This is a genomic window from Pseudomonas oryzihabitans (assembly GCF_006384975.1).
Classification (GTDB): Bacteria; Pseudomonadota; Gammaproteobacteria; order Pseudomonadales; family Pseudomonadaceae; genus Chryseomonas; species Chryseomonas psychrotolerans_B.
This window is the reverse complement of the sequence record NZ_CP021645.1, coordinates 3,373,136-3,394,374: the sequence shown is the minus strand read 5'-3', so window position 1 is coordinate 3,394,374 and position 21,239 is coordinate 3,373,136. Positions and strand designations below refer to the sequence as shown.

The following is a 21,239-nucleotide window of genomic DNA, read 5'->3' as shown; positions in this document are numbered from 1 at the left end:
CATCGCGCCAAGTGCCGCTCCTACGGTGATGTCCGTGCCTGTAGGAGCGGCCCATGGCCGCGATGAGCGCGATGCCTTTATGGGCGAAGGTTTTGAGCTGGACGGGGTGGAGCCTGGGGCCTAGCGACTACCCACCTTGAGCGGCTGGATCGGTGCCGGCAGGCTGGCCAGGACAGCATCACGCTGGCGCTTGAGGGCGGCCAGGGTGGTGGCATCGGCCATGGGCACCGACTGGGCGTCGACGGTCATGCCCGGGCGCACCCGCTGCAGGCCGTTGACCACGATGCGATCGCCGGCTTCCAGCCCCTTGCGCACGATGCGCAGGCCTTCCAGACGCGGGCCCAGGTCGACGGTGCGATAGGCGGCCTTGTTCTGGCCGTCCACCACCAGTACGAATTTCTTGCCCAGGTCGGTGCCCACGGCGGCGTCCTGGATCAGAGTGCCTTCGTAGGTACCGCTGCCCACCAGCCGCAGCCGGGCGTAGAGCCCCGGGGTGAAGCGGCCGTCGGCGTTGTCGAACACGGCGCGACCGTGGATGGTGCCGGTACGCGGATCGAGCTGGTTGTCCATGAAGTCCATGTGGCCTTCGTGGGAGAAGTCGTCTTCGTTGGACAGTGCCATGTAGACCGGGCTGGCCGCGCCGCGCTGACCCTGGCGGGCCAGGGCCTGCTGCTTGAGGAAGACGCGCTCGTCGGCATCGAAATAGGCATAGACCTTGTCGGTGGATACCAGGGTGGTGAGGCGGGTGTCACCGGCGTTGACCAGGTTACCGGCGGTCACCTCGGCACGGCCGACGCGACCATCGATGGCGGCGCGGACCTCGGTAAAGCCCAGATTCAGGCGCGCGGCATCGAGTTGCGCCTGGGCGGCGGCGACGCTGGCCTTGGCTTCCTGGGCGGCGCTGCGCCGGGCCTCGACGATTTCCGCGGAGATGGCGTTGCTGCTGCGCAGGCGCTCGCCACGAGCGGCTTCGTCGGCGGTGCGGCTGGCATTGGCGCGGGCCTGTTGCAGCTCGGCTTCGAGGCGCTTGACCTCGGCCTGGAAGGGCCGTGGATCGATCTGCAGCAGCAGGTCGCCGCGCTTGACCCGGGCACCCTCGTGGAACAGCACGCGGTCGACGTAGCCGGACACGCGGGGACGCACCACCACGGATTCCGGTGCTTCCAGGCGCCCGGTCACCTCGTCCCATTCCACCACCGGTTGGCGCAGCACCTCGGCGGCGCTCACCTTGGGCGCGGGTGGGGCGGCACTGGCTTGGGGATGGGAATCGCCGCAGGCGGCGAGCAACAGGGTAGAGGTCAGGGCCAGCGGGCCGAGGGTTTTCGCGAAGAGATCCATGTTCGAGTCCGCCCGAGGTGGAAAGAGGTCAGGGAGGCGAGTCTGCCGCCGCGCGCGGGCAGCGACGAATCGAAGGGCTCGAACTTATTTATCGATGGCGATGATGGTTTTGCCGTAGGTATCGCTGGCGGTGATTGGAAACCGTCTGGAACGATGGTTCTGAACAAGGTGAGAGAGCCGGGAGGGTCGCGCCAAGGCGGGGAGGCTTGGCCAAGCTAACCCTTAGGTTCGGAACAGCAAATGGCTGGATACGACTAACACTCGCTTAATTCCATAATTTTGTGGCTAAAACCTATTTCTGACGGGTAACACCTCATATCTAGGAATTATCTGGGAAATGGCGTAATTCTCTTTTACTGTGCGTTGAACATTCTTTATCGGGATAAGCCACGCTATGTTGGATTTAAGCTTCAGCAAGCCAGGCGAGATCGTCAAGCAGCTGTGCAAGCGCTTGCGCACCGAGCGCCTGGCCCAGCGACTGACCCAGGCGGAGGTCGCTGCCCGTGCCGGGCTTGGCACTAACACCGTGTCCAATCTCGAGGCAGGTCGTAACGTTGGCTTCGAGAGCCTGGTACGAATCGCCATGGTGCTCGGGCGCAGCAAGGAGTTCGAAGATTTGTTCCTGCCGCAGCTGAATAGCCTGGAGGATGCCCGTCGCTATGAAGAAAGCGCCAGGCGCCAGCGTATCAAGAGGAAATCCAGCGATGGCTGAACAGGTGGACGTCTACTACGAAGGCTGGGGCGAGCGCTGGCTGTGGGGGCGGCTGAGGGCAACGACGGCCTTGGGTGGTCGCTCACAGATCCTGTTCGAATATAGTGCTCAGGCAAAACAGCGCGGTTTCGAGCTATCGGCTTTTCAGTTGCCCCTGGAGGGGCCAGCCCTGCGCCAGGGGTTTCCGGCTCATCAATTGGGGCTGCCGGGACCGGTCTATGACGCCTTGCCGGATGGCTGGGGCATGCTGTTGATGAATCGATTGTTCAAGCGCCGCGGACTCAATGCGGCGCGCATCGGGCCACTGCAACGGCTGGCCTACATAGGCGACAACGCCATGGGTGCCATGACCTTCGAACCCCTTGCTCCTGAGGGTGAGGCAGTACAGGAGCATCTACCTCTGGAGCTGCTGTTGGCCGAAGTTCAGGAGGTGCTTGCCGGTGAGGGTGGGGAATTCCTGCAAACCTTGCTGCAGCTGGGCGGCTCGCCCCAGGGGGCCCGACCGAAGGCGCTGATCTATCGAGATCCAGGCACGGGCACCTTCACCACCGTGGCCAGCCCGGACCTCGAGGCCTGGCTGATCAAGTTTCCGGCCAGGCACGAGCATCCTGAAGTATGTGCCGTGGAGGCGGCCTATGCCGACTGTTTGCGTCTTTGTGGCATCCAGGCGGCGGACACCCGCTACTTTAGCTTGCCCGACGGTCAGGCAGCCTTCGCTACCCGGCGTTTCGACCGGGTGGCTGGGCAACGTGTACCGATGCAAAGCCTCGCCGCCTTCACGGGCGCCAACTATCAGGAGCCAGGAGCGCTGGACTACGTCAACTTCCTGCGGGCGACGCAACTCTGCACCAAGGATGTACGCCAGAAGGCGATCGCCTTCGAGCGCGCCGTGTTCAATGTCGTCTTCAACAATAGGGACGACCATCCGAAGAACTTCGCCTACCTCATGTCCGCCACGGGGACCTGGACCTTGGCACCGGCCTACGACGTGACCTTTTGCGAGGGACCGCACGGCCATCACCAGATGGATGTACTGGGCGAGTCCTTGGATATCCAGCGAGCTGCGCTGCTCGGTCTCGCGGACGAGGCGGAAGTCCCGCCCGCCATCGCGAGTGACACCATCGAGCGCATCGGCGAGGTCGCTAGCCAGTTCACCGCCCTTGTCGAGCGTGAATATCCTGGAACCATCACCCGAGATACCCTGATGACCATCCAGGGCCGCCTTGACGAGAACCTTAGCTTGCTGCGCTGAGTCGCGGAATCCGCGCTTCCATGGCTCCCATTCGCCAGGCCCAGCCGCGCTGATCCGGGCCTTAGATACTATCGGGTGCGCGATCTCGGCCAGCACTTTCTTGGGTACTGCTCGACCAGGTGCCAGACTCACGTCATTTTGGGCTGATCTTGATCTTGATCTTGATCTTGATCTTGATCTTGGTCTTGATCCTGATCCAGTCCATTCAAGTATTCGGACACTTCCCCTGCCAGCCAACCAGAGAAAACGCGTTGCTTGGCCTCCGAAGGCTTCCGGTCTGGCAGCACCAACCAATACGGATAGGGATAGGGAGCCGTGACCTGGGACAGCTGCACGAACTCGCCTCGCTGGATCGCGTCGTGCACCAGGCTGCGGCGTTCGAGAGCGATACCCTGGCCGAGGCGTATCGCTTGCAGCACCAGGTTGGAGTCGTTGCTGCACAGACCGAAGCGCGTTACCTCACTCTTCAAGCCTGCAGCTTGGCACCAGGGTTGCCAGGACTCCATGTTGAAAATGATAGGGCTGCTAACGATAGCTTCCGGGGTCTGGGGCAAGGCCCCGCCATTGAAGTGCGGAGCCGCGATCACCAGCGTCTCGTCGTGGAACAGCAGCCGCTTCTCCACGCCCTCCCAGTCCCCCTTGCCCATGCGGATCCCGACATCGACCGACTCCCGGCTCAGGTTCGACACTGCCAGGCTGGCTTGTAGCCGCACGCTGATGTGCGGGTGTAGCTGCTGGAAGCGCGGTAGGCGCGGCAACAACCAGTTGAGGCCGAACGAGGGGAGTACGGCGACGACCAATTCGGTCGACTTGGGCTGGGCCTTGATCAGGCGGGTGGCTTCGGCGATATCGCCCAGCGATTCGCGGATCTGCAGGGCATAAAGCCGTCCATCCTCGCTGACGCGCAGGCTGCGTCGCCCCTCGCGGATGAACAGGGTGACGCCGATCAGCTCTTCCAGCACCTTGATCTGTTGGCTGATGGCCGAGTGAGTAACGTGCAACTCCTTGGCGGCGGCGATGATGCTGCCCAGCCGTGCCACCGCTTCGAAACTACGCAGACAGGTCAGGGGTGGAATATTTGCCATGTAAGTATTTCTTGCGTTGAGTCCAAGAAAATAACGATAGGTAAGCCTCGAGACTCTCACTAATGTAAGGAGCAGTAAATACACGGCGTGCAGGGGGATTGCGCCATGGACATCGCGGCTGGGGTAAGTCAGGGATGGGCGGAGAGCTTTTATGGAAATGAATGGTGCTGGCTACAGGTGTCCCTGGCCCGCACGCAGCTGTTGTCGGTACGCCATGCCCAGGAGATCCAGGCGCGTGTCGTCACTGGCTGGCACTGGATCAGTAGCGCGGATGGTGACGTAGCGATCAGCTCTGGCGAACAGGTGAAATTACCTGCCGGGTTGGTCCTGATCGAGGGTGAAGGTGTCCTGCAGTTCGCGCCCGCCACTACGCATGACACCCAGGCTTTTACCTGGCGGCTGAGCCCTTTGTTCAGGCGTCGGGCAAAGGCGTTGGAGATCGCTATCAAACCCAGGAGAGTGATGGATGAAACTGATTGGCATGCTGGATTCACCCTATGTGCGCCGAGTGGCGATTTCCCTGGATCTGCTGGGCGTTAGCTTCGAGCATGAGCCCTTGTCCGTCTTCAGTACCTTCGAGGCGTTCTCCCGGATCAATCCGGTGGTCAAGGCGCCGACCCTGGTGTTGGATGACGGCACGGTATTGATGGACTCGACGTTGATCATCGACTACTTCGAGAGCCTCAGTGCGCCCGCCAACAAGCTGTTGCCGCAACAACCCCAGGCCCTGGCCGATGCCCTGCGTATCCTGGGACTCGCATTGGCCGTATGCGAGAAAAGCGTGCAACTGGTCTATGAGCGCAAGCTGCGTCCGGCAGAAAAACTTCATCTGCCCTGGGTCGAACGCGTCACCCAGCAGTTGCGGGCCGCCTGTGTCGAACTGGAGAGGCACTGGTCCGCCCGGCCAGCACAAGGCGAGCGATCAGACCAGGCCGCACTTACCACCGCTGTGGCTTGGTCGTTCATGAAACTGATGGTGCCCGAGGTCGTTCCGGCCGGTGATTTCCCTGCCCTTGAAGCCCATGCGGCGCGCCTGGAACAGACTGACCTGTTCAAGCGTTATCCACTCGCCTGATTGTGGGTGCGGTTCGAGCCGGGTTCGACCGCACCGCTTTCCCTTTCTGCCGTTCGCTCCTTATCGCGAGCCGTCATCATGGAAAGGCTGGCGAAAAAGCGTCGCGCAATACTGTGCAGTGAGTGGCAAGCGCCGCTAGAGACTGTCCGGATCGCCGATGAACATCTGGATCCGCGACCTCAGCCAGCGCTCGCCTGGGTCGTGGTCCTGGGCGCCGCTCCAGGCCATGGGCAGTTCGTGGCCGCCGTCGCGCAGTTCCTCGGGCGGGTCTTCGTACCTCAGGCCGCCAGCGCTGGCCAGCAGCCGAGCGGTGTAGTCCGGCACCATCACCAGCAGGTCGGTTTCCGCCAGCAGCGAGCCCAGGCCATTGAACTGGGGCACCGCCAGCACCACCCGGCGCTGGCGGCCGAGCTTGTCCAGCAACTCGTCGACGTAGCCGGTGAGGTCGCCGGCATAGGACACCAGGGCATGGGGCCGGGCGCAGTATTCGTCCAGGGTCAGGCGACCGGGCTTGCTGTCGGCGCGCAGGACCTTGAAGCCGAAGCGACGCACCGGCCTTCTCTTCGAATTGGCCGGCAATTCCTCGGTATAGCCCACCGCCACGGTGATCTCGCCGGAGGCCAGCATGCCGGCAGCGGTCAGGTAGTTCATCCGCCGTACCACCAGGGTGGTGCCCGGGGCCTCGATGCGGATTCGCCGGAGCAGCGGCGGCAGCAGGGCGAATTCGACGTCATCGGACAGGCCGACGCGAAACACCCGGTCGGCGCTGGCCGGCTCGAAACTCTGGGTGCGGCTCACCGCGCTGGAGATCTGGTCCAGCGCCGGCGACAGCAGGGCGGCGATCTCCTGGGCGCGCGGCGTGGGCTCCATGCTGCGCCCGGTGCGGACGAACAGCGGATCGTCGAACAGGGTGCGCAGGCGGGCCAGGGCGGCGCTGATGGCCGGCTGGCCAAGGAACAGCTTTTCTGCGGCACGGGTGACGCTGCGTTCGAGCATCAGGGTCTCGAACACGATGAGCAGATTGAGGTCGACGCGGCGCAGATCGGTACGGTTCATTCAGGCCCCGATAGGGAGTGGATCGATTCCCGCGATGTCCATTATCGATAGGGATGCATAGAATCCTAAGGCAAGGCTGGTTAGAGTCCTAGCCATAAGCAGTCCGCCTCGGCAATCGTTCCGGGGTCGGCATCAACGCGAGGTAGTCCCATGTCCCGCCTGATCCAGTTCACCGAGTTCGGCCCGCCGGAGGTGCTCACCTGCATCGACCGGCCCACCCCCGTGGCCGGACCCGGCGAGGTGTTGGTGCGGGTAGAGGCCATCGGCGTGAGCTGGTACGACGTGCTCTGGCGGCAAAATCTCGCCCCCGAGCAGGCCAATCCGCCGGCGGGTCTTGGCTGCGAACTTGCCGGGGTGGTCGCCGCCCTGGGCGAGGGTGTCGCGGAATTCGCCGTGGGCGACCGCGTAGCCAGCTTCCTCGGCCATGACATCAATCGCTACCCGGCCTATGGCGACGAACTGGTCTATCCGGCTACGTCCCTGGTGCGCTATCCGGAGGTGCTCACGCCGGTCGAGGCCGCGGTGCACTACACCCCGCTGCTCACCGCCTACACCGGCCTGGTACACCAGGCGCGGCTGCAACCCGGTGAGTGGGTACTGATCACCGATGCCAGTCGTTGTTGTGGTCCGGCGTCCGTCCAACTGGCCAAGGCCTTGGGCGGTCGGGTCATCGCCACCACCCATGACGCCGCGGACCGCGACTACCTGCGCGAACTGGGCGCCGAGAAGGTCATCGCCGCAGAGGAAGAGGACCTGGTCAGCCGGATCGCCAGCATCACCGATGGCGTCGGCGTGCACGTCGCCCTGGATGCCCTGGGCGGCCCGCAACTGGCCCTGCTCGGCGAGGCCATGGCGCCGCGTGGTCGGCTGCTGCTCTACGGCCTCAACGGCGGCAACCAGACCCCGCTGCCGGCCTGCGCCGCCTTCAAGAAGAAGTTCAAGCTCTACATCCACTGCGTCCAGGACTTCACTGGCCAGCCGGAGATGGGGTTGGAAGCGGATTGCGCCGCTGTGCGCGCCGCGCTGCAGCACCTCGATCAGCTGACCCGCGATCTGCTGCTCAAGGCGCAGATCAAGCAGGTCTTCCCCTTCGACCAATACGTCGAGGCGCATCGCTGCATGGAGCAGTGCCCTACCCGTGGGCGGGTAGTGATTAGCGTCGATTGAAAACCGGGATGGTATTCATCAGGCCTCGCCTGCTGCTTTCTAGGCACTGTACGAAAAGTGCCTGCGCTCTGCGATGCTTCTTACAGAGCTTAGGACGAGGCCTCGCTGAATCAAGAGTTGCTAGATTGGCGGTTGTGTTGCCAATACAGATAGGCGAGTCCCAAGGGGGCGATGAAGATCGCAAGCCACCAGCACATCAACATGGTCATTGATTTTACGAGAAGCATTAGCAAGGCATTAACGAAGAATACATTCTTGCCCATGATGAAGCCGACCACGCTTTCATAAACGAAACGTGAGTAGGGGTATAGCAGAGTATTGACGACGGCAAGTACGTAAAACGCGAGTCCAGTGGTATTGCTTTGAGCTTGATGCAACATGACGACAAAGAAGGCCAGTATGGCGCATGCGAACGTCAAGTGACGAAGATAGTAGCTACGATTGAGACCGCCAAAGGTTTTCAAGATAAATGGAGGCATCGCTGGTTCTTCCTTGTACCATCGTTGTTAGGAAGATCAGGTTAGCAGCCTTTGCGGGGGTGCCAAAGGTCTTGGCAGTCCGTAGATCCGCTAGATAGAGCCTTTCCTCGGTTTCGCACTCCTTGCGAACCTCGATTCTTCTGTCTTGCAAAGTATTACTAAGCAGTGGCCTTCTTCTGCAACGGCGGGGTAGCGCGGTTCACCCGCGTCTTGGTACCGAAGAAGGCCACGCTGAGAAAGTGCAGCGGGCTGATCCGTTCCAGCACTACCTTGAGGATCACCGGCAGGAACAGGCCCATCACCATGCTGACGGTAAAGACCACCCAGACGTCGTGAACCTGCAGCTTGTTCAGCACGATGCGGGCACCGGCGGTGCCGAAGACGTGGAACAGGTAGATCTCGAAGGAAAAGTAGCCCAGCCAGGCCAGCGGCTTGAAGTAGAAGCGACGGGCGATCAGCAGGCTGATGGCCGCCAGCCCCAGGGCTGTGCCGATCACCGCCATGTCGGCCTCGTCGAGATCGACCAGCTCGAACAGATAGGCCTGATCGACGGCTACCAAGATGGCGAGCGCCACCGCCATGGCGGTCACGTTGCGGCGGGTGATGAGCTCCTCGCCGAAGCGGTAGAGGCCCAGGCCCAGTAGGAAGAAGGGGAACAGCTGCACCGCCTTGTACAGGCTGAACAGGTCCGGGAAGCTTTCCCAGGCGAAGGAGGCGGCCAGGGCCACGGCGAAGACCAGACCAAAATTGCGCAAGGTCAGCAACAGGCCGGCTTTCTCCAGCAGGGCGATGATCACGAAGATGCAGAAGATCGACTGCAGAAACCAGAAGTGCGCGTAGCTGAAGAAGTAGATGCTGAAGATATCGGTCAGCTGTGGCTTGTAGTTAGTATTGGGTACGGCCATCTGCAAGGCGAAGAACAGCGTCGAGACCACGATCAGCGGAATGCCGATGCGCTTGAACTTGCCTTTGTAGAAACGCGACAGGTCGCTGTTTGTGTTCACTGGACGCAACGCATAGACGTAACCGGAAATCGCGGTGAACAGCGGCATCCGAATATAGACGAGGGAATCGTAGAGATAGCGCAGCAGGGAGTCGTCGGACACCTTCATGCCCAGGGTGGACGAGCTGCCAATCACGTGGCCCGCTACCATCAGAAACAGCGCCAGTCCGCGAATGGTCTCTATTCGCAGATCCTTCTCAGGCGTGGTCTTGGTCATGCTGAGTCCTCTGTACTGGCTAAAGCGGGACAGCGATTCCTCGAAGGGTGACGGGGAACGAGTGTCGGCGCATCGATCATCTGAGCCCGGTGAGCTTAGGCTAGTTCGCTCTCCTGCTTGCAGGACTGCCCCGAAAAGCCCGGCTTTTCTTGCGCTGCATCACTTTTCCGTGAAGTGATTCCTCAAAGTGTGAACTCGCAACGGCTGCGAACCCCGGCGATTGAGGTGGCATTTAGCCAGTTTTAAGGATTCTTTAAGCCAGCTTGCGAAGCGATGGCGGCCAGTGCGGCCGCCGTGTTGCCTCAGACGAAGGCCTTGCCGTCGAGTACGGCCTTGCGCCAGCGGGTGATACGGACTTCGCCCGGCAGACCAACCTTGCTGAAAGGGTCTTGGGCCAGGAAGGCTTCCGCTTCGGCGCGGGTCTCCACGTCGACGATGTAGACGCTGCCGCTGGGGGATTCGCCGTCGTCGCTGAGCTTGGCCCCACAGGCCAGCAGGGCGGCGGCGTTTTCCCGCAGGAAGTCTAGGTGCGCCGGGCGATGCTCTTGGCGCAGGGCCAGGCTGTCCGGTTTGTCGAAGGTCTCGATCAGAAAAGGCATGGCAGGCTCCGAAAGGGTGGCGACCCCCGTGGCCGCCGCTGGCGCAGGGTGGCGCGATCCTGGGTATAGCGTCAATCGGACGTTGGACGACAGACTGGCGCTAACCCCCGGGCATAGCCATAGCAGAGAAACGTATTAAACATTCTTTTATAAAGGAGCCATCCTTGCCTTCTCTAATGGAATATAAGGAGGTTCTCATGGCTCTGCTGTCCTTCAGGCGTCTCGCACGTCTCTTCGTGGTGTTGGCCGTCGCCCTCGGGGTGTGGGCGCCGGTGCAGGCGGCTGAGCAGCAGCTGCGTATCGGCTATCAGAAAGGCGGTGGGCTACTGGCGGTGCTCAAGGCCCAGGGTACTCTGGAGAAGGCCCTGGGCGCCCAGGGCTATCAGGTGACCTGGCGCGAATTCCAGGCCGGGCCGCAACTGCTGGAGGCCCTCAACGCCGGTAGCGTCGACGTCGGCTACACCGGTTCGCCGCCGCCGATCTTCGCCCAGGCCGCCGGTGTCGATCTGGTCTACCTGGGCGCCGAGCCGGCCAGCGAGTCGGTCGAGGCCATCGTGGTGCCGAACGGCTCGGCGATCCGCGCGGTCAGCGAACTCAAGGGCAAGAAGGTGGCGGTGCAGAAGGGTTCGAGCGCTAACTTCCTGCTCGTCGCTGCCCTGAACAAGGCCGGTCTCACCCTCAAGGACATCCAGCCGGTCTACCTGGCCCCCGCCGATGCCCGCGCCGCCTTCGCCAACGGCTCGGTGGATGCCTGGGCGATCTGGGATCCTTATCTCGCCGCCATCCAGCAGGGCCAGTCGGTACGGGTCCTGGCCGACTATAAAGGTCTGTTGCGCGCCAACGCCTTTTACGAAGGCTCACGTCGCTTCGCCGATGCTCATCCCCAGGCGATCCACCTGCTGCTGGCGGAGCTGGCCAAGGCCGGGGCCTGGGCCAACACCCACAAGCCGGAGGTGAGCCGCATCCTGGCCGAGCAGATCGGTCTGCCGGAGCCGGTGATCGCTACTTGGCAAGCGCGGACCCGCTATGGCGTGACCCCGCTGACCCCCGAGATCATCGCCACTCAGCAGAAGGTCGCCGATGTCTTCCATGACCAGGGGCTGATTCCGCGCAAGGTGGATGTCAGCCAGGCGGTCTGGCACGCGCCGCACTAGAGCGGCTAGGCGCGACGGGGTAGCAGGTAACCCAGCAGAAACATCCCGGCGGCAGCCACCACCACCGAGGGCCCGGCCGGGGTGTCCTGGTACCAGGACAGGGTCAGCCCTAGGCACACCGCCACCATGCCCAGCAGGCTGGCGCCACAGGCCATCTGTTCCGGGCTGCGGGCGTGTCTTTGAGCGGTGGCGGCGGGGATGATCAGCAGCGAGGTGATCAGCAGCACCCCGACGATCTTCATGGCCACGGCGATGACGATGGCCACCAGCAGCATCAGCGCCAGGCGGATCCAGGTCACCGGCAGGCCTTCCACCTGGGCCAGTTCCTCGTGCACGGTGATGGCCAGCAGCGGTCGCCACAGCCAGGCCAGGGCCGCCAGCACCAGGGCGCTGCCGCCGAGAATCCAGCGTAGATCGCTGGGGCCGACCGCCAGCAGGTCGCCGAACAGATAGCTCATCAGGTCGACCCGTACCTCGTGCATGAAGGACAGCGCCACCAGCCCCAGTGACAGGGTGCTGTGGGCGAGGATGCCGAGCAGGGTGTCCGCGGCCAGGCCGCGGCGGCGTTGCAGCAGCACCAGCAGCACGGCCAGCGCCAGGCAGCCGACGGTGACGGTCAGCGTCGGGCTGACGTCCAGCAGGAAGCCCAGGGCTACCCCGAGCAGGGCGGCATGGGACAGGGTGTCGCCGAAATAGGCCATGCGCCGCCAGACCACGAAGGAGCCGAGCGGACCGGCGACCAGGGCGAGAGCGAGACCGGCGAGCAGGGCATACAGCAGAAAATCAGCCATGCTTGCAGTGGTCTCCATGGACGTGCGGCGCCTTGACCACGCTGCCGTGCAGGTCGTGGGCGTGATCGTGGCGATGGTGATAGATGGCCAGGTTGCGCGCGCTCTGGCCGAACAGCGCCTGGTAGGCTGGATCGCCGCTGACCTGCTCGGGATGACCGGAGCAGCAGACGTGGCGATTGAGGCAGATCACCTGGTCGGTGGCGCCCATGACCAGGTGCAGGTCGTGGGACACCATCAGCACGCCGCAGCCATGCCGCTCGCGCAACTGGCCGATCAGCCGGTAGAGCTCGCTCTGGCCGTTGATGTCGACGCCCTGGACGGGTTCGTCGAGCACCAGCAATTCGGGTTGGCGCAGCAGGGCGCGGGCCAGCAGCACCCGCTGCAGCTCGCCACCGGAGATGCTTTGCAAGGGGCTATCGATCACCCCCTCGGCGCCCACCTCGCCCAGGGCGGCGAGGGCACTGGCACGGGTCACCCCCGGCACCAGGCGCAGGAAGCGCAGCACCGACAGCGGCAGGGTGGCGTCCACCTGCAGCTTTTGCGGCATGTAGCCGATGCGCAACCGCGGCCGGCGCCAGACGCTGCCGCGCTCCGGCGTCAGCAGGCCGAGCACGCTGCGCACCAGGGTGGTCTTGCCGGCGCCATTGGGACCGATGAGAGTCACGATGCGCCCGGGATCGAGGGTGAGGCTCACCTGATCGAGTACCGCCTGACCGGCGAAGGTCACGCTGACATCCTGCAAGCGGATCAGCGCCTCGCTCATGCCTGCTTCCGGCAGGCGGCGCATTGGCCGATCACTTCCACGGTCTGGCCTTCCACGCGAAAGCCCACGGCTTCGGCGCCGGCGAGGATGGCCTGGTGCACGGCCGGTTGCTCCAGCTCGATGCTCACCTGGCAGGTGCGGCAGATCAGGAACTGGCCCTGGTGCGCTTCGCCGGGATGGTTGCAGCCGACGAAGGCGTTGAGCGAGGCGATGCGGTGCACCAGACCGTTCTCGACGAGGAAGTCCAGCGCCCGGTAGACGGTGGGCGGTGCCGCCCGGCGGCCGTCCTGCTCGCTGAGCACGGCCAGGATGTCGTAGGCACCGAGTGGCTTGTGGCTTTGCCAGACCAGCTCCAGCACCCGTTTGCGCAGGTCGGTGAGACGCACGCCGGCGCGGCGGCAGAGGTCATCGGCCTCGGCCAGGGCGTGGGCGACGCAGCGCGAATGATCATGGGGTCGAAAGGCCAGGGGGGCGTCGGACATGGAGCGGTACCTTGGGAGCCAGGACGTTATTATATTGCACCTCTCTTAAGAATCGGGACTTTCACGTGCTGCGCTTCCTACCCCTCGTCGTTTCCCTGCTCCTCAGTGGCGTCCTGCTCCCGGCCCGGGCCGAGGTGCAGGTGCTGACCAGTATCAAGCCCTTGCAACTGATCGCCGCCGCCATCCAGGAGGGTGCCGGCCAACCCGCCGTGCTGCTGCCGCCGGGTGCCTCGCCGCACCATTACGCCCTGCGCCCGTCGGACCTGCGCCAGGTGCGCGACGCTACCCTGGTCTACTGGATCGGTCCCGATCTGGAAGCCTTCCTGCCGGCCGTGCTGAAGGACCGCAAGGGCCCCAGCGTGGCGGTCCAGGACCTGCCCGGCCTGCATCTGCGCCGCTTCGGCGCGGAGCACGAGCATGGCGACGATGACCACGACCACGACCACGACCACGACCACGACCACGACGCAGCGCACGGTGACGAGCATGGCCACGCGCAGGGTGGCGAGCCCGAATACGCCCACGACCATGACCATCGCCCCGGCAGCCTGGATGCACACCTCTGGCTGACTCCCGCCAACGCGCGGGTCATCGCGGCGCGGGTGGCCGCCGATCTGAGCCAGGCCGATCCAGCCAACGCGGCGCGCTACGCCGCCAACCTCAAGGCCTTCGAGGCGCAGTTGACCGCCAAGGACCAGGCCCTGCGCGCGCAACTGGCGCCGGTCGCCGGCAAACCCTACTTCGTCTTCCACGAGGCCTTCGACTATTTCGAGGAGGCCTATGGCCTGGGGCATCGCGGCGTCTTCGCCCTGGGTGCCGACGTCCAGCCCGGTGCGCGCCACGTGGCGGCCATGCGCGACGAACTCAAGGCCGCCGGCCCTACCTGCGTGTTCACCGAGCCGCCGTTGCAACCCAAGATCGCCACCACCCTGAGCAGTGGCTTGCCGGTGACCCTGGTGGAGCTGGACCCGCTCGGCGCCCGTATCCCGGTCGACGGCCAGGGTTATACGGCCTTGCTACAGAACGTGGCCGATACCCTGAGCGGCTGCCTGGCCAAGCTGCCTTGAGGTCCTTGGGCGATGGACGTGGGGAGCTACCGTCCGTCGTCCTTTACCCACCCTTGACATTGTTCAGCTTGCGTTCAGGACGAGTTCAGGGAGCGTTCAGGGCCATTGGCCTAATCTGCAACTGTCAGATCAGCAACGCCGAGGTCGCCCGGATATGTTCACCCTAGCGCAGCTCCCGCTAAGGCAGATCGTCCGGACACTTCGACCCGACCTGGCGTGTTCATCCTTGTAACCCCTTGCAGGGTCACCAAGTCAGCTCTGGTCCCCTGCAACCGTCTCGCGACGGAGCCGTTCCCCAACGGCAGTTTCCGATCCCCATGAAGTGCTCCTTACCTCTCCAACCGGAGAGGTTTTTTTTGCCTGGAATAAAGTGAGTGACCCTATCCATCCATCCTCCGCTCTCGCCGCCAGCCCGCCGCAGGCGCCATAATCGGTATCCGGGCGCCGCTGCGCGAAGCGTGCGGTCGCGGCCAGAGAGAGTCTCGTTAGCTGTTCAGGAGTCTGCATGAAGATCCTCGTCGTCGAAGACGAAAACCTGCTGCGCCACCACCTCAAGGTGCGTCTGGGTGAAGCCGGTCATGTCGTCAATGCCGTGGCCGATGCGGAAGAAGCGCTCTACAGCGCCCGCGAATTCCATCACGACCTCGCCATCATCGATCTGGGCCTGCCCGGCATGAGCGGACTCGATCTGATCCGCCAGCTGCGCAACCAGGGCGCCACCCTGCCGATTCTCATCCTGACCGCTCGCGGTAGCTGGCAGGACAAGGTCGAGGGCCTCGGCGCCGGGGCGGATGACTACGTGGTGAAGCCGTTCCAGTTCGAAGAGCTGGAGGCGCGCCTCAACGTGCTGCTGCGGCGCTCGGCGGGCTTCGTCCAGCCCAGCATCCGCGCCGGCTCGCTCAAGCTGGACCTGGGCCGCCAGCAGGCCTTCAACGAAGAGCAGCCGTTGCAGCTCACCGCCTACGAATACCGCCTGCTGGAGTACCTGATGCGCAACCACCAGCAGGTGATCACCAAGGAGCGGCTCATGGAGCAGCTCTACGACGATGACGGCGAGCACGACAGCAACGTCATCGAGGTGCTGGTGGGTCGTCTGCGGCGCAAGCTGGAGGCCAACTGCCAGATGCAACCCATAGAAACGGTCCGTGGGCGCGGGTATCTGTTCACCGAGCGCTGCCAGTGATCCGTTCCTTTCGCGTGCGGCTGCTGCTCAGCGCGGCGCTGCTGGTGATCGTCTGCCTGGCGCTGATGGTGCCGGCGATCCGCAACGCCTTCGACCGCACCGTGGAGAACTTCGTCGCCGCCCGGCTGGAGGCCAACGCCAACACCCTGATCGGCGCCGCGCGGGCCATCGACGGTCGCCTGGCGATGCCCGAGATGATCGCCGAGGAAGTCTTCGACCGTCCCGGTTCGCCCATCCTCGGCTACGTCTATGACCAGAACGGCCGGCTGCTCTGGCGCTCGCGCTCGGCGATGAAGGAAAAACCCAACTACCGGCCGACCTTCGATGGCGGCGGGGTCAAGCTGGTCAAGGCCACCGATGACCAGGGACGCGGCTTCTTCGTCTTCGACCGCGAGGTGCTGCTGGGCAATCCGCCGGTGGCCGGTTTCAGCGTGGTCACCATGCAGCCCGCCGAGGAATACGAACGCCTGCGCGCCACCTTCATTCACCAGGTGATCCTCTGGTTGGTGGGGGTGCTGGGTACCCTGCTGCTGCTGCTCGCCCTGGTCATGCAATGGAGCCTGCGGCCGCTGCGCCGCCTGAGCCGGCAGCTCGACGCCGTGGAAACCGACCAGCGCGACCTGCTCGACGAAAAGAACGTGCCGAGCGAGATCAGCCGCCTGATCCGCTCGCTCAACCGGCTGCTCGACCACGAGCGCCTGCAGCGCGAGCGTTATCGCGATACTTTGGGCGATCTGGCCCACAGCCTGAAGACGCCCCTGGCGGTGCTACAGGGCGTGACCGAGGAATTGCGCCGTCATTCGCAGCTGGATCAGGAGGTCGGCACCCTGCAGACCCAGATCGAGCGGATGAACCAGCAGGTGATGTACCAGCTGCAGCGGGCCACGCGCCAGGGCAGTGCGGTACTCAGCCGGCCGCTGGAACTGGCGCCCTTGTTGGAGTCGCTGTTCAGCACCCTGGACAAGGTCTACGCCGAGAAGCGCGTCCAGGCCGAACTGGAATTGCCGCCCAATCTGCGGGTACAGGCCGAGGAGGCCGCCATGCTGGAGGTATTCGGCAACCTGCTGGAGAACGCCTATCGCCTTTGCCTGACCCAGGTAAAGGTCAGTGCGCGGCGCCATACCGAGCACTGGATCCTCGACATCGAGGACGATGGCCCCGGTATCCCGGCCGAGCGGCGCGAAAGCGTGCTGCGCCGCGGTATGCGCATGGACAGCCGGCACCCAGGACAAGGCATTGGCCTGGCCGTGGTGCAGGACATCCTCGAAGGCTACCGCAGCAGTTTGACCATCGACGAATCGAGCCTGGGCGGCGCCCGCTTCCGCTTCCGCCTGCCCGCCGCCATTTCCCCGGAGCGGCCTTCCTTGGTGCACAATGGCGCCAGGACGTGACCCCTGGGTCATGGCTTGCGTCTGCTCCAGATAGTGAAATTTTGTCTGTAAGGACCCCGGCATGAGCCGCGACTGCCGTCACCTCGAATCCCTGCTCCACCACGACATCCCCATCACCCAGGCGCTGGGCCTGCAAGTCCGCGATTGGAGCGAACACCGCCTGCAACTGCATGCGCCGCTGGACGCGAACATCAATCACGCCAGCACCATGTTCGGTGGCAGCCTCTACTGCGTGGCGGTCCTCGCCGGTTGGGGCTGGCTGTACCTGCGACTGCGCGAAGCGGGTATCGAGGAAGGCCACATCCTCATCCAGGAAGGCCAGATCAGCTATCCGCGGCCCATCACCGCCGATGCCACGGCCTTCGGCGAGCCGCCCGAGGAACGCGCCTGGGAGCGCTTCGAGACCACCTTCCGCCGCCGCGGCCGGGCCCGCATCACCTTGCAGTCGCGCATCCTCGCCGACAACGGCGAAGACGGCGTGCGCTTTACCGGTCAGTACGTGCTGCATCGCTGATCCGACGTTTCAGACATCACCTACGCTAGGCGGCGAGGCGTGAGCGAGTCTCCGCAACGCCAAGTGCCAACGGTTGGAGGTGCAATAGAAAGCAGGGCGACCCCAAGGGTCGCCCTGCTGCGTTTTGGACGGGTGGCCGTAGCGATCGCGATCAGAAGATCTGTAGCAAGCGGATATTGAGGCGCGCATCCTCCTTGAAGCCGTTTTCCACCTCGAGATCCCGTCCAATGGACACCATCAGCTGTGTTTTCGGTTGGATGAAGTAGCTGCCGCCAATGGTGATCTTGCGCTGGCGCGCTTCATCGTCGAGATCCTCGCCAGCGACTCGTGATTCACCGCCCCAGGTTTGGGAGAGTCCGACGAAGGCATTCGCGCCCGGGCTGAATTGGTAGCGTAGCGCTGCCTGGCCCTGATAGAGCGGCTTCTGTTCGAGGGTGGTCTTGGCGGCGGTGTAGTCGTCGTTCTTGCCGAAGAACATGACGTCCCCGGTCAGGTCGAGATACCAGGCAGCGCTCAGGCCCTTGACGTAGCCTACCTGCAGGTCGAACTTCCAGCGGTTCTCGCCCAAATTAAGGGTGTGATCGTGGTTGTAGCGACCCGTCGGCAAGAAGAGGTAAGGCGCGATTGCCAGATAGGAACGTGCCTGAGGGTCGTTGATCAGCCAGAACGGCATGGCCAGGATGGTATCCGCCAGACCGCTGGCATCGCCGAGCGCCTGGGTGTCGTGACTCGCCTCCAGGCGGCCGAACGGCTGGAGGATCTGCGGCGCGACCGTTACCCCGCCTATCTGGGTGTAGTGGACCAAGCGGGCGATGCCGATGTTCGAGTCCAGGCGCGGGTCGTCGAGGGGCTGGTGGCCATGCGAATAGAGGCTGTCGCGCTCGACATGCTGCAGGTAGAACAGACCTGCGGTGGTGCCTGCCGGGGCGGGAACGAAGTCGGCAGGGTCCACATCGATGGCCTGGGCTGCCAGGGGCATGAGGCTGCTCGCCAGCAGACCGGTCCACGCCAGTATCCAGCGGGTCGCGTTGCCGGGTGAGGCGCGCCGGGTGTCGTGTGGAGTGGCCAGCCTGCGCAGACTGGCAATGGATGAAGTCATCGTCAAAAGTCCTTTTGAAAGCCATCGTCTTGGGTGGCGTGCTGCCCGGTGACACGGCAGGTGCCGGTATCCTGGTGCCAGGGCGCAAGCCGGGAGGCACGTCCCCACCGTGTGGTTGTGGTGAGGACGTCGGTTGCCCGCGTCTTCCGCGCGTGGGCGCAGGGCTTATCCGCGTGCCTCGGCGGCGGCCATGGGGTCGTAGTGCGGCGAGCGTAGGAGGGTGTGCAACTGGCGGCGACGCACCCCCATGTTGCCGCCGTCGTAGAGGGGGAAGCACAGCGCGTCCTGCATCAGGCCAGCCAGCGGATACAGGTCGGTATAGGCATCGACCCCGACGACGCGCATGGCGTCATAGACCGCCTGAACGCACAGCTCCGAACAGTAGGTCTTGGTGATGATGGCGAGCTCACGGCTGCGCCTTTTACTGAGTTCGAGCTGGTGGCAGGCCTTCCAGGTCAGGTAGCGCGATGCCTCGATGCGCATCTTGATGTCGGCCAGCATGAAGCCGACGTTCTGGTGTTCGATCACCGGTACCGTGCCGGAGCGCTTGTCCGTCTTGGCGAACGTCAGGGCGACGTCGAAGGCTGCACGCATCACGCCGACGCAGGCGGCGCCGATCAGCGCCGCAGTCCAGGCGAAGGCGTCTTCCACGAAGGCGATACCGTCTCCGGGCTTGCCCACGATGTTGCTGGCGGGTACACGCACCTCGTTGAAATGGATGCGCGGCGAAATGGTCGCGCGGTGGCCGATGGTATCGAGCAGGCCGGCGATCTCGATGCCCGGCGTGTTGCCGGGGACCATGATGACCGCCAACGATTGCTGGGGCGGCAGGCTCGGGTCGGTCCGGCAGATGACGCTGTACAGGTGTGCGCCCTTGCCATCCCAACCGGTGCCATTGGTGGTGTAGTGCTTGGCACCATTGATGACCCACTCGTCACCCTCGCGGCGGGCGAAGGTCTGCACTCCCACCGAAGGATCGGGGTTGTCGTAGTTGGCGCCTCCGGTGACCTCGGTGAAGGCCAACGCGGCCAGCAGCGAACCGTCTTCGACGAAGTCCGGCAGGAAGCGCCGCTGCTGCTCTTCGCTGCCATGGTGGATGAGTGCGTGCAGCCCCAGGCCGGTGGCCAGCAAGGCCGAGGGAACGTTGACGTCGGCGGTGGTGAGCTCTTCGGCTGCCAGGGCGAAATCCAGCGTCGAGAGCGACGTACCGCCGACCGCCTTGGGCAACAGTGCCTTGATGAAGCCGGCATCGGCCATGGCTTGGTAGAAGGGCCGCGTGGCGTAGAAGCGCTCATCAGGCCGTGCCAGCGGTGCGATGGTGGGGGCGACCGCACTCAGTGTCTCGGCGGCGAAAGCTCGCGCGGAGGCCTGCAGGGTTTGCTGGAAGTCGGAAAGCTGGAAGTCGATTGCCATGGGAAGTGCCTTTTCAGAGTGAAGGAAGGAACTGCCACTCAATCGTAGGAAGCACCCCACACGGGGTCTTGCCGGTCCATGCAGGTCGAATTGACGATTCGCGCAAGCGCTGCAGGCGTCTAACGCAGATATCCGGTACCGGGTTTTGTGGCCCGGACTTTGCTCGATCACTGAATCAGGGGGATGGCCTCGGCATTGCTACGTATTCACCCCTGTATCCAGGGGTTCGCTGCACCGGCATAGCGCGTTTGCACGGAATTTGAACGGTCGGTGGTGCTCTGGAATGGGCATTGGCACGGGGTTCGACCAGGGCGAGTTGTTTTCTCGTGCAACCGCAATTGACGATCTGTGCAAGGTGAAGGCGTATGACACGCGAGACGCAGATTTGGAGTACCCGCTCCTGTATGCAGGATCACCGCTTCAGCTATTGGCGTGAGGTGCTATGCGAAGCCTTCGTGTCGCTGAACCCGGTTATCAAGCAAAAAGAATCCTTGAGGGACTTCATGGGTGAAGTCGCCTTGCGGCCGCTATCGTCGAGTACCCAGACCCAAATCGCCTCACGTGCGCAGCTCGTCACCCGCCGCTGGGAAGAGATCAGTCACGACCCTGTCGAATTCTGCTTCGCGAACTTCCAGCTCGAAGGCTCCTGCGTTGTTCGCCAGGATGGCCGGGAAACGCTGGTGTCGCCTGGCGACTTTTCCATCGTCGACACCACCCGTCCTTATAGCCTCGACTTTCGTGAAGACTGGCGCGTGTTGTCCTTTCGCATTCCCCGGGAGCAACTCGTCTCACGACTCGTGGCGCCGCATCGCGCCACGGCACGTTGCGTCAGCGGGCAAGGCGGGCTGGGCCTCGTCGCTGCGCGGTTTGCCCGTCTGCTCGAGCAGACCGAGGGGGGTGTCGATAACGCGGCGGCGGAGGGGCTCAGCACGGCACTCAACGGTATCCTCGCCGTTGCCCTGGGCGCTACCCTCGATGCGCAGGAGCAGGACCGGCTGCCGGTGCGCCTGGCATTTCGGCAAGCGGTCGAGACCTATATCGCCGACCACTTGGCCGAACCTCGGCTCGGGCCGGATCTGCTGGCGGCACGCTTCAAGGTCTCGCGGCGGACGTTGTACGGTCTGTTCGACGAGGCGCCGCTGCAGGTCAGCAGTTTGATCCGGGAGCTGCGCCTGCAGCGCAGTGCACGCGAATTACGCACTCCCGGCCATCCCGGCGTGCTGACCGTCGCGTTGCGTTCGGGCTTCAACGACGCTGCGCACTTCTCACGGCTGTTCAAAAAGCGCTTTGGCCTGTCCCCGCGGGACTATGCGCTGGAGGCGCGCCGTGGCGAAGCTGCTGCTCTGGTGAGAGAGATGGGTCAGGACGCCTAGGCCGCTTCGGCGCCGTCAGGCCTCCG

At 63.9% G+C, this 21,239-nt stretch carries 22 protein-coding genes; 11 read left to right on the top strand and 11 right to left on the bottom strand.

From position 1 onward, the window contains the following. Nucleotides 1–120: 120 nt before the first annotated feature. On the bottom strand, nucleotides 121–1,338 hold the full coding sequence (locus tag CCZ28_RS15265) for an efflux RND transporter periplasmic adaptor subunit (RefSeq protein WP_140219293.1): 1,218 nt from the start codon (nucleotides 1,336–1,338) through the stop codon (nucleotides 121–123). Nucleotides 1,339–1,732: 394 nt separating this feature from the next. Between CCZ28_RS15265 and CCZ28_RS15260 the strand changes: the two genes are divergently transcribed. Together CCZ28_RS15260 and CCZ28_RS15255 are read left to right on the top strand one after the other, a co-directional pair. Next, entirely contained in the window at nucleotides 1,733–2,050 is a 318-nt protein-coding gene (locus tag CCZ28_RS15260; RefSeq protein ID WP_140219291.1) for a helix-turn-helix domain-containing protein, read from the top strand. Next, the gene (locus tag CCZ28_RS15255; RefSeq protein ID WP_140219289.1) at nucleotides 2,043–3,302 is read left to right on the top strand and encodes a type II toxin-antitoxin system HipA family toxin; all 1,260 of its coding nucleotides are present in this window, start codon (nucleotides 2,043–2,045) and stop codon (nucleotides 3,300–3,302) included. Before CCZ28_RS15260 ends, CCZ28_RS15255 begins: the two co-directional genes overlap by 8 nt. Nucleotides 3,303–3,430: 128 nt before the next feature. Here CCZ28_RS15255 and CCZ28_RS15250 read toward each other — a convergent pair whose 3' ends face one another. Beyond that, on the bottom strand, nucleotides 3,431–4,387 hold the full coding sequence (locus CCZ28_RS15250) for a LysR substrate-binding domain-containing protein (RefSeq protein WP_140221363.1): 957 nt from the start codon (nucleotides 4,385–4,387) through the stop codon (nucleotides 3,431–3,433). A 105-nt stretch (nucleotides 4,388–4,492) separates the two neighbouring features. On the opposite strand from CCZ28_RS15250, the gene CCZ28_RS24465 reads away from it, so the two are divergent. Both CCZ28_RS24465 and CCZ28_RS15245 read left to right on the top strand, forming a co-directional pair. Beyond that, nucleotides 4,493–4,927, top strand: a complete 435-nt coding sequence (locus CCZ28_RS24465) for a hypothetical protein (protein ID WP_167509247.1) — start codon at nucleotides 4,493–4,495, stop codon at nucleotides 4,925–4,927. Beyond that, a complete protein-coding gene (locus CCZ28_RS15245; protein WP_140219287.1) occupies nucleotides 4,854–5,462 on the top strand; it encodes a glutathione S-transferase in 609 nt (202 codons plus the stop codon). The genes CCZ28_RS24465 and CCZ28_RS15245 overlap by 74 nt, the downstream gene beginning before the upstream one ends. Nucleotides 5,463–5,597: 135 nt before the next feature. Here the strand turns inward: CCZ28_RS15245 and CCZ28_RS15240 are convergent, their stop codons facing one another. After that, on the bottom strand, nucleotides 5,598–6,518 hold the full coding sequence (locus CCZ28_RS15240; protein ID WP_058761652.1) for a LysR family transcriptional regulator: 921 nt from the start codon (nucleotides 6,516–6,518) through the stop codon (nucleotides 5,598–5,600). A 150-nt stretch (nucleotides 6,519–6,668) separates the two neighbouring features. On the opposite strand from CCZ28_RS15240, the gene CCZ28_RS15235 reads away from it, so the two are divergent. Then, entirely contained in the window at nucleotides 6,669–7,685 is a 1,017-nt protein-coding gene (locus tag CCZ28_RS15235; RefSeq protein WP_140219285.1) for a zinc-dependent alcohol dehydrogenase family protein, read from the top strand. Nucleotides 7,686–7,795: 110 nt separating this feature from the next. On the opposite strand, the gene CCZ28_RS15230 is transcribed toward CCZ28_RS15235, so the two are convergent. From CCZ28_RS15230 to CCZ28_RS15220, 3 genes are all read right to left on the bottom strand, one after another. Then, nucleotides 7,796–8,164 (bottom strand): hypothetical protein, encoded by a 369-nt coding sequence (locus tag CCZ28_RS15230; protein WP_140219283.1) that lies wholly within the window; start codon nucleotides 8,162–8,164, stop codon nucleotides 7,796–7,798. A 158-nt stretch (nucleotides 8,165–8,322) separates the two neighbouring features. Then, on the bottom strand, nucleotides 8,323–9,384 hold the full coding sequence (locus CCZ28_RS15225) for an acyltransferase family protein (RefSeq protein WP_140219281.1): 1,062 nt from the start codon (nucleotides 9,382–9,384) through the stop codon (nucleotides 8,323–8,325). Nucleotides 9,385–9,686: 302 nt separating this feature from the next. Beyond that, entirely contained in the window at nucleotides 9,687–9,983 is a 297-nt protein-coding gene (locus CCZ28_RS15220; protein ID WP_140219279.1) for a YciI family protein, read from the bottom strand. 197 nt (nucleotides 9,984–10,180) lie between these two features. Here CCZ28_RS15220 and CCZ28_RS15215 point away from each other — a divergent pair, with 197 nt between their 5' ends. Continuing rightward, nucleotides 10,181–11,137, top strand: a complete 957-nt coding sequence (locus CCZ28_RS15215; protein WP_140219277.1) for an aliphatic sulfonate ABC transporter substrate-binding protein — start codon at nucleotides 10,181–10,183, stop codon at nucleotides 11,135–11,137. A gap of 5 nt (nucleotides 11,138–11,142) precedes the next feature. Here the strand turns inward: CCZ28_RS15215 and znuB are convergent, their stop codons facing one another. The 3 genes from znuB to CCZ28_RS15200 are packed head-to-tail and all read right to left on the bottom strand — an operon-like array spanning nucleotide 11,143 to nucleotide 13,173. Next, on the bottom strand, nucleotides 11,143–11,928 hold the full coding sequence (gene znuB / locus CCZ28_RS15210) for a zinc ABC transporter permease subunit ZnuB (RefSeq protein WP_140219275.1): 786 nt from the start codon (nucleotides 11,926–11,928) through the stop codon (nucleotides 11,143–11,145). Beyond that, on the bottom strand, nucleotides 11,921–12,691 hold the full coding sequence (znuC, locus tag CCZ28_RS15205) for a zinc ABC transporter ATP-binding protein ZnuC (RefSeq protein WP_140219273.1): 771 nt from the start codon (nucleotides 12,689–12,691) through the stop codon (nucleotides 11,921–11,923). The genes znuB and znuC overlap by 8 nt, the downstream gene beginning before the upstream one ends. After that, nucleotides 12,688–13,173 carry a Fur family transcriptional regulator gene (locus tag CCZ28_RS15200; RefSeq protein ID WP_140219271.1) on the bottom strand — a complete coding sequence of 162 codons (486 nt, stop codon included), beginning with the start codon at nucleotides 13,171–13,173 and terminating at the stop codon, nucleotides 12,688–12,690. Before CCZ28_RS15200 ends, znuC begins: the two co-directional genes overlap by 4 nt. 65 nt (nucleotides 13,174–13,238) lie before the next feature. Between CCZ28_RS15200 and znuA the strand changes: the two genes are divergently transcribed. From znuA to CCZ28_RS15180, 4 genes are all read left to right on the top strand, one after another. Beyond that, entirely contained in the window at nucleotides 13,239–14,240 is a 1,002-nt protein-coding gene (gene znuA, locus CCZ28_RS15195) for a zinc ABC transporter substrate-binding protein ZnuA (protein ID WP_140219269.1), read from the top strand. A 505-nt stretch (nucleotides 14,241–14,745) separates the two neighbouring features. Further along, complete coding sequence (locus CCZ28_RS15190; protein ID WP_058761644.1) at nucleotides 14,746–15,423, top strand: response regulator transcription factor; 678 nt, start codon at nucleotides 14,746–14,748, stop codon at nucleotides 15,421–15,423. Beyond that, nucleotides 15,420–16,814, top strand: a complete 1,395-nt coding sequence (locus tag CCZ28_RS15185) for an ATP-binding protein (protein ID WP_167509246.1) — start codon at nucleotides 15,420–15,422, stop codon at nucleotides 16,812–16,814. Before CCZ28_RS15190 ends, CCZ28_RS15185 begins: the two co-directional genes overlap by 4 nt. Nucleotides 16,815–16,875: 61 nt before the next feature. Beyond that, nucleotides 16,876–17,328 (top strand): thioesterase domain-containing protein, encoded by a 453-nt coding sequence (locus tag CCZ28_RS15180; protein ID WP_140219267.1) that lies wholly within the window; start codon nucleotides 16,876–16,878, stop codon nucleotides 17,326–17,328. 151 nt (nucleotides 17,329–17,479) lie between these two features. Here CCZ28_RS15180 and CCZ28_RS15175 read toward each other — a convergent pair whose 3' ends face one another. Beyond that, nucleotides 17,480–18,427, bottom strand: coding sequence for a transporter (locus tag CCZ28_RS15175; protein ID WP_140219265.1), 948 nt, complete (start codon nucleotides 18,425–18,427; stop codon nucleotides 17,480–17,482). A gap of 165 nt (nucleotides 18,428–18,592) precedes the next feature. After that, complete coding sequence (locus tag CCZ28_RS15170; protein ID WP_140219263.1) at nucleotides 18,593–19,840, bottom strand: acyl-CoA dehydrogenase family protein; 1,248 nt, start codon at nucleotides 19,838–19,840, stop codon at nucleotides 18,593–18,595. A gap of 404 nt (nucleotides 19,841–20,244) precedes the next feature. Between CCZ28_RS15170 and CCZ28_RS15165 the strand changes: the two genes are divergently transcribed. Continuing rightward, the gene (locus CCZ28_RS15165; RefSeq protein ID WP_205894589.1) at nucleotides 20,245–21,213 is read left to right on the top strand and encodes a helix-turn-helix domain-containing protein; all 969 of its coding nucleotides are present in this window, start codon (nucleotides 20,245–20,247) and stop codon (nucleotides 21,211–21,213) included. Nucleotides 21,214–21,239 lie beyond the last annotated feature (26 nt).